A 3,035-nucleotide genomic window follows, 5' to 3' on the forward strand; every position below is an offset into this window, starting at 1 on the left:
TTTTACATTATATAATTAAATTTATTTATTATTTAGGCCAATATATCATCTCATTATTTAAGAAAGAAAAATAACCATGAGAATCAAACTATCACAACGTACCAAAGAATGGTACCAACACCGCAAAAAATATATTAACGCTTCCGAAATTGGAAGCATTACTGGAAAAGATAAATTTAGAACCTTAGAACAATTAGTCCACGATAAACTCTTTGGCACCACATTTACTTTCAATAAATACACCGAACATGGTAATAAAACCGAACCTTTAGCTAGAACTTTCTTTGAAAAAACAACTAATCTAAATTTTCCTGATACCATCTTTACCGATGATGAAGTCAAAATGTTTTCCGCTTCCTTAGATGGTTATAATCAACAAACCAACACTCTCTTAGAAATCAAATGTCCTTATCGCGATGAAAACAACAATATATCAACATCATGGAATGGCTTCTTTTCCTACCAAGAAGTCCCTATTAACTACTGGGCTCAAATTCAATGTCAACTCTATTGTTCCCAAGCTAAATTTGCTTATTTTTTATTTTATTTTAATGATAATGATTATCATGTAGTCAGAATTTACTTAGATAATAATTTTATTACCAAAATGATTCAAGATAGCAAACAATATTTAGAACTTTTATCAAAAAATAAACAAGAATTATCACAAACAACTTATTTAAAACGATTAAGTAAATTTAAATAATAATTAAAACCCTAAGACCTTCAAATCGAAGGTCTTTTTTTTATGCCCAAATTTCAATTCAAAGGAGAAAAAAATGAAATTAATAGTTTTTGAAGGCTTAGATGGCAGTGGTAAAACAACTTTAATTCAAAAAATTAGAAAACAATTAGAAAAACAAGGCCACGAAGTAATTACTCTACAAGGGTTAGGCGGTTCCTCCATCGGCCAACCTCTTCGTGATATCTTTTTAACTAATGCCCAATTAAAACCATTAACTCGCTATTTATTGAGTTTTGCTAATATGCAACAAATCCAAGAAGAGGAAATAAAACCACATTTAGAAACTAATAAAATCATTTTAATAGATAGATGGTTAGGTTCTAACTTTGCCTATCAAGCTTATCCTCGCAACATTGATAAAAATTATCAGCTTTTTAATTTACTTAATAAACAATTTATTAAACCAGATATGACTGTTTATCTCAAAATCAAACCACAATTAGGTTTAGAACGTAAACAAAACCAAAAAGATCATAAATTAGACGTCATAGAAACTCATCCTTTATCATACTTTCGCCAAGTAAGCCAAGGATATGAATTATTCTTAGAAATAAAAAACCTCGGCCACAAATTAATCTTAAAAGAGATGAATAGCAAAACAACATTAACTAACCAAAATCAAATAATCAAACAAATAGGAGCATTATAAAATGGTGATCATAATTAAAAAAACCTGCCAAAACGGCAACACTTACATCTATTTTTCTAATGGAAAAATCAAAACTATTCATAAAGATGGCACCATCACTTGGAAAACAAAAAGAATTTTTAAAACTAAAAAAACCAACAAAAGACCTTAATTTAAAGGTCTTTTTTTATTTAAAGAAAGGAATATCAAATGTTAAATAACCAAGATTTTTTTAATATTAAACATTTAAATACGAATACCAAATGCATTGAAATATTAAAAACCGTTTTTCAAAAACTAACTTTCAATTTACCAATTGATACCTACATGAAGACCAATCACCAACAATTAAACCATTATTTTGAATCCAACAATATCAATTCCCAATCCCAAAAAGTCATCCGCGGTAAAATCAATGAATATCTCATTTTATTATATTTTAAAAATAAAGGTATCACTAATTTATACCCTCAAGTAAATTTATTTTTTATCCCCGACATTAAATTTGATTTAGTTTTATTTACTAAAAATAAAAGAATAATCGCTTTTAATTTTAAAACTTGTCTCCGAGACCGCTATAAACAAACCATGGTAGAAGGACAACAATTAAAAAAATTAGATACTCGTTTTGAGTTTTATTTATTAACCAACAACGAAACCGAAACCCAAAGACTAAACAAGAAAATCAATCAAGGAAAAGTCCAAGGCATTAATCAAGTAATTAACTTATTTTCCAATTCAGCCAACAATTTCTTACAAAACTTAATTACCTTTCAATTCATCCCTTTTTCTAACATCAACATCATTAAAAAATAATAAAGGAGTTAATATAAAATGTTAACCAACGAACAAAAAGCGTGGGCGCCAAAGATGCCTAAATATCGTGTTATCTAACCAATAACCAGTGCGATAAACACTGAATGGATATGGTCGGTCCGTTAAACGAAAGAATAATGGATTACAGCAGACCATAAAAGCGGATTGAGACGAAGTAGTTAGTCAAGATGATACCGCCACCAAATTGTCCCATGGATAAGCCTGAAATGGTCTAAGAAGAAAAGCAGATGTAATTTGTTAACCTAGTACGCAAACTACCGAAACCGTATAGTCCAGAGTCTATCAATATATAACGCTTGTAGTGGATAGTTTATCAATAAAGAAAACCTGGAATCTCACCGACAGTCAGGAAAGACAAAAAAACATAAGCGGTTACTTCACCTAATGGACAAAGGTAGATATTTAGAGTAACTTGGAGAATCCTAAAAGCTAGTTATTTAATTAACAAGTCAAGGAATAAATGCCAAGACGCTCAAGGATAAAGAAGCTATTTAATAGTCGTGGATAATTCAAAGTTAGCATTGGAATATGCTAACACAATGACCCACCAGGGCGAAGGTTAATAACCTTTACAAGGCGAAAGTAGCTAGTAATTTACTATTTATTCACTGTAATCAAGGAAGGAGTTGATAAATATGTCAACAACTGTTTCAGATGAAACTAAGCTTTCGCGAACATTGAATAAGATTCTATATTGTTCTACAAATAACTATCCTCTAAAAAGAGAATTACAGCAAGGAATGAATAACTTTCATAATACGTTAACTGCATTCAATAAAATTGCAGCTAACAAAGGCGCGGGTACACCTGGAATATTGTAGGCGA

The 3,035-nt window shown here is 30.0% G+C and carries 5 protein-coding genes; all 5 read left to right on the plus strand.

What is annotated here, in order from left to right; genetic code table 11:
• Positions 1-76 precede the first annotated feature (76 nt).
• The 5 genes from OL66_RS01925 (at position 77) to OL66_RS01940 (ending at position 3,031) form a co-directional block, all read left to right on the plus strand.
• The gene (locus tag OL66_RS01925; RefSeq protein ID WP_034172247.1) at positions 77-706 is read left to right on the plus strand and encodes a YqaJ viral recombinase family protein; all 630 of its coding nucleotides are present in this window, start codon (positions 77-79) and stop codon (positions 704-706) included.
• A gap of 73 nt (positions 707-779) precedes the next feature.
• Complete coding sequence (gene tmk, locus OL66_RS01930; protein WP_034172248.1) at positions 780-1,394, plus strand: dTMP kinase; 615 nt, start codon at positions 780-782, stop codon at positions 1,392-1,394.
• A gap of 1 nt (position 1,395) precedes the next feature.
• Positions 1,396-1,545, plus strand: coding sequence for a hypothetical protein (locus OL66_RS04135; protein WP_173401684.1), 150 nt, complete (start codon positions 1,396-1,398; stop codon positions 1,543-1,545).
• Positions 1,546-1,583: 38 nt separating this feature from the next.
• Positions 1,584-2,189 (plus strand): hypothetical protein, encoded by a 606-nt coding sequence (locus OL66_RS01935; RefSeq protein WP_034172249.1) that lies wholly within the window; start codon positions 1,584-1,586, stop codon positions 2,187-2,189.
• A 656-nt stretch (positions 2,190-2,845) separates the two neighbouring features.
• Positions 2,846-3,031, plus strand: a complete 186-nt coding sequence (locus tag OL66_RS01940) for a hypothetical protein (protein WP_034172250.1) — start codon at positions 2,846-2,848, stop codon at positions 3,029-3,031.
• Positions 3,032-3,035: the final 4 nt, after the last annotated feature.

This window comes from Chrysanthemum yellows phytoplasma, from assembly GCF_000803325.1.
In the GTDB taxonomy this organism is placed as follows: domain Bacteria; phylum Bacillota_I; class Bacilli_A; order Acholeplasmatales; family Acholeplasmataceae; genus Phytoplasma; species Phytoplasma asteris.

What these genes read in the sequence shown, in the direction of transcription:
- OL66_RS01940 (WP_034172250.1), top strand. Translation starts at nt 2,846, where the DNA reads ATGTCAACAACTGTTTCAGATGAAACTAAGCTTTCGCGAACATTGAAT.
- tmk (WP_034172248.1), top strand. Translation starts at nt 780, where the DNA reads ATGAAATTAATAGTTTTTGAAGGCTTAGATGGCAGTGGTAAAACAACT.
- OL66_RS01925 (WP_034172247.1), top strand. Translation starts at nt 77, where the DNA reads ATGAGAATCAAACTATCACAACGTACCAAAGAATGGTACCAACACCGC.
- OL66_RS01935 (WP_034172249.1), top strand. Translation starts at nt 1,584, where the DNA reads ATGTTAAATAACCAAGATTTTTTTAATATTAAACATTTAAATACGAAT.
- OL66_RS04135 (WP_173401684.1), top strand. Translation starts at nt 1,396, where the DNA reads ATGGTGATCATAATTAAAAAAACCTGCCAAAACGGCAACACTTACATC.